We start from the raw sequence: 4,517 nt of genomic DNA on the forward strand, positions 1-4,517 counted from the left end.
GCCCTGGCCGCCCGGCGGCCCGACGCCGTCGCGACGGCCGGCGTCGCCCCGGTCCGGGCCGACGGCCGGGAGCCCCGCGCGGCGGCGGGTCGGGTCGGCGGCGGCGACGATCTGGTTGATCAACTCGTCGGCGTACGGCGGCTCGGTGCGCTGCCGGCGGCGGCGCAGCCGCCAGCGGCCGGCTCCGGAGGTCAGGCCCGTGACGCCGGTCGGCAGCTCGGCGCCGTCCCCGCCCCGCGCGCCGGCGGCTTGTCCGTCACCGGCCGGGCGGGCGGCCGGGACCGGCCCCGCCGGGACGGCCACCGTCCCGTCGAGCGGGGCGTCGCCGTCGGCCTCCGGTACGGCGTCGTGCGCCCCCGCGGCGGCGTCGGCCGACGGGGCGGCGTCGGGCGCCTCCGGGCCGGCCCCGTCGGGCGCCTCCGGTGCGGCGTCGACGGCCGACGGGGCCGGCCCGCCCGCGCTGGGCGCCCCGACGGGCGGGCGGCCCGACCCCAGCACCCGGCGCAGGTCGGCGAGGAGACCGAGCCGCTCGGCGGAGTTGTGGTCGGACTCCGCCGCGTAGACCGCCACGGTGTCGTTGCGGTGCTTGGCGTCGTACATCGCCACGTCGGCGTGGCGCATCAGCGTCGCGAAGTCCTCCCCGTGCTCGGGGAAGAGCGCGATGCCGATCGAGCCGCCCACGTCGAGCGGCAGCCCGTCCAGCGACACCGGTTCGGCCAGCGCGCGGACCACCCGGTCGGCGAGCTCACGGGCCTCGCCGGCGTCGGTCAGGCCGGTCATCACGATCGCGAACTCGTCGCCGCCCAGCCGGGCGACCATGTCCACGTCGACGACGCCGGTCAGCCGGGCGCTCACCTCGACCAGCAGCCGGTCGCCCACCGCGTGCCCGAGCGCGTCGTTGACGTTCTTGAACCGGTCGAGGTCGATCAGGAGCAGCGCCAACCGGGCACCGGGCTCGCCGCGGGCGGCCCGTTCGCCGTGCAGGTGCACCTGCTCACCGACCTCGGCCAGCAGCGCCTTGCGGTTGGGCAGGCCGGTGAGCGGGTCCACGGAGGCGAGTTGCTGCTGCTCGACGCTGAGCCGGGCCATCCGGTAGACGGCGAAGAGCGGCACCAGCACCAGCGGGATCAACGCCGCGCTGGCCCGGGCCGCGGCGACCAGCACCGGGGCGAGCAGCAGCAACGAGCCGGTGGAGAGCAGCTCGAAGCCCAGCCCCTGGCGCAGGCTGGGCCACCAGCGGTCGCCGAAGCGCAGCCGGACGGCCGCGCTGACCAGCGCGTAGTTGACGGCGAACCAGGCCAGCGTCGCGCCCCCCACCGCCAGCACGTCCGTGCCGTGCAACCGCCCGCCGTCGAAGATGCCCCCGGGCCCCAGCGACGTGACCGCGTAGGCGGCGCCCAGGGCGCAGGCGTACTGGCCGGCGTTGAAGGCGGTCCGCCACGGCGCGTGCCCCATCCGCCAGCCGGAGACCACGACCGCCACCGCCTGCACGGCGACCGCCGGGCCCAGCCCCCAGCCCAGCAGGATGGCGAAGGTGAAGCAGGTGGACGGGAAGATCGCCGAGGTCTGCCGGCGGCCGGGCGGTACGAAGGGGCGCGCGTCACAGCCGACGGCGAGGGCCGCCATCACCCAGAACGCCGCCGGCAGCTCCGGCAGCTCGCCGGGCAGGGCGAGCAGCGGGCGTACGCACACCAGCGCGGCCAGCGCGAGCACCGACCAGACGAAGACGAAGAACGGGCGCGCCCGACCGGGCGGAACGGAGTTTCGCGAGTCCGCGGCCTCCATCACACCTCCCGAGGGCTCGTTCCACGAGGCGTGACCCGGTCGCACGCCGTGCCACCAATGAAACGCCCTCCGTGTCGCAATGGCCGGCACGACAGTCGCGAATCGGTCGTAGTCGTAATTAAGTTGGTATCCGGACCCGTCGCCCGGGGGCCGGCGAGTCGGCCCGCCGGCCCGGCGACGCTCCTCGGCCGGTGCGCACCGGCCGAGTGGTCACCCCGCGGTCGTCACCCCCGCGGTCGTCACTCCTCGGTGCGGGCGACCTCCCGCGCCGCGTCGGGGCCCGCGTCGAGCAGCACGCCGAAGCCCTCCTCGTCGAGGACCGGCACCTTGAGGCTGGCCGCCTTCTCCGCCTTCGAGCCGGGGTTCTCGCCAACCACGACGAAGGACGTCTTCTTGGAGACCGACCCGCTGACCTTGCCGCCCCGGCTCTGGATCGCCTCGGCGGCCTGGTCGCGGCTGAACCCGGCCAGCGTGCCGGTCACCACGACGGTGAGCCCCTCCAGCGGACGGGGCCCCTCGTCGACCGCCTCCTCGGCCATCCGTACGCCGGCCTCGCCCCACTTGCGGACCAACTCGCGGTGCCAGTCGACGGCGAACCACTCCCGGATACTGGCCGCGATCGTCGGCCCGACGCCGTCGACCGAGGAGAGCTCCTCCTCGGTCGCCCGGTCGATCGCCTCGACGGAGCGGAAGTGCCGGGCGAGCGCCTGGGCGGCGGTGGGGCCGACGTGCCGGATGGAGAGGGCGACCAGCACCCGCCACAGGTCGCGTTCCTTCGCCACGGCCAGGTTCTCCAGCAGCTTGAGCGCGTTGCTGCCGAGGGTGCCGTCCTTGTTGACGAAGAAGGGCGACCGGGCGAGCTGCTTCTCGTCGAGCGAGAAGAGGTCGCCCTCGTCGGTGATGACGTGCGCGTCGAGCAGCGCCGCCGCGCCCTTGTAACCGAGCGCCTCGATGTCGAACACCTTGCGGCCCGCGAGATGGAAGACCCGCTCCCGCAGCTGCCCGGGGCAGGTGCGCGAGTTGGGACACCGGATGTCGACGTCCGCCTCCTTCGCCGGCGCCAGCGGCGAGCCGCAGGCCGGGCAGGTGCTCGGCATGACGAACGGACGGGCGTCGGCCGGGCGCAGGTCGACCACCGGGCCCAGCACCTCGGGGATCACGTCGCCGGCCTTGCGCAGCACCACGGTGTCACCGATCAGGACACCCTTGCGCTCGACCTCCCGCGCGTTGTGCAGGGTGGCGTACGCGACGGTGGAGCCGGCCACCTTGACGGGCTGGAGCACGGCCCGCGGCGTGACCCGGCCGGTGCGCCCGACCTCGACGTCGATGTCGAGCAGCTTGGTGTTCACCTCCTCCGGGGGGTACTTGAAGGCGATCGCCCAGCGGGGCGCCCGGCTGGTCGAGCCGAGCCGGCCCTGGATCGAGACCGGGTCGACCTTGACCACCACGCCGTCGATCTCGTGCTCGACGTCGTGCCGGTGCGCGGCGTAGTGCGCGATGTACTCCGCGACGCCGGCCAGGTCGGGCACCACCCGCCAGCGGTCGCTGGTGGGCAGCCCCCACGCCTTCAGGGCGGCGTAGGACTCGGACTGCGTCGTCGGCCGGAACCCTCGGCGGGCGCCGATGCCGTGCACCACCAGGCGCAGCGGCCGGGACGCGGTGATCCGCGGATCCTTCTGCCGCAGGCTGCCGGCGGCGGCGTTGCGCGGGTTGGCGAACGGCGGCTTGCCCTGCTCGACCAGCCCGGCGTTGAGGTCGGCGAAGGCGGCCACCGGGAAGTAGATCTCGCCGCGGACCTCGACGAACTCCGGGATGTCGGGGAACTCGGCCGACGTGGTGAGCTGACCCGGCACGTCCCGGATGCTGCGCACGTTGGCGGTGACGTCCTCGCCCGTGCGGCCGTCGCCCCGGGTCGCCGCCCGGGTCAGCCGCCCGCGCTCGTAGGTCAGGTTGATGGCGAGGCCGTCGACCTTCAGCTCGCAGAGGTAGGGCACGACCCCGCCCGCGTCGCGCTCGACCCGTTCGGCCCAGGCCGCCAGCTCCTCGTCGGCGAAGGCGTTGTCGAGGGAGAGCATCCGCTCGGCGTGGGCGACGGGGGTGAAGTCGGTGGAGAAGGCGCCGCCGACCCGCTGCGTCGGTGACTCGGGGGTGCGCAGCGCCGGGAACCGCTCCTCCAGCGCCTCCAGCTCCCGCAGCTGCCGGTCGAAGTCGGCGTCGGAGATGGTCGGCGCGTCCAGCACGTAGTAGCGGTACTGGTGTTCCGTCAGCTCCTGGCTGAGCGTGGCGTGCCGCTCCCGGGCCTCCGGGGTCGGCTCGGCGCCGGCCGCCGCCTCCTGCGCCGGAGTGACCTGCTGGCCTGTGGCTTCCTCGGACACCCTGCGACCTCCCGTTGTTCCGCTACCCGGGCACCGTATCGGGCCGGTGGGACAATCCGCCGCCCACCCGTCGTGCCCGAGCGGCGCGACGGCCCCCGGCGTGCGAGGATCGCCGCACGGCGGGGCCGCGCCAGCCGGCCCGCTCCGCCGTCGAGACCCGCGGCGTCCGCGCCGCGACCACGGGCGAGGCGGGGGTACGGATGCCGGAATGGCTGCTCTGGGCGGCGGCGATCGTGCTGGCCGTGGCCGCCGGCTGGGCGTGGGACCGGCGGCGGGGCGCCCGGGACGCCGACCGGCGCCCGCCCCGACGCCCGCCCACCCGGCCCGGCCGGAAGACGTCGCCGGGCGGGCCCGGCC

General features: G+C 75.5%; 2 protein-coding genes. Both read right to left on the bottom strand.

Features of this window, described 5'->3' with window-relative positions; genetic code table 11:
* The coding region (locus tag V6V16_RS27585; protein WP_334566840.1) for a diguanylate cyclase domain-containing protein at positions 1 to 1,785 on the bottom strand (1,785 nt) is incomplete at its 3' end.
* Between the two features lie 239 nt (positions 1,786 to 2,024).
* A complete protein-coding gene (ligA, locus tag V6V16_RS27590) occupies positions 2,025 to 4,160 on the bottom strand; it encodes an NAD-dependent DNA ligase LigA (protein ID WP_334566842.1) in 2,136 nt (711 codons plus the stop codon).
* Positions 4,161 to 4,517 lie beyond the last annotated feature (357 nt).

This window comes from Micromonospora sp. CPCC 205561 (assembly GCF_036906775.1).
Classification (GTDB): domain Bacteria; phylum Actinomycetota; class Actinomycetes; order Mycobacteriales; family Micromonosporaceae; genus Micromonospora.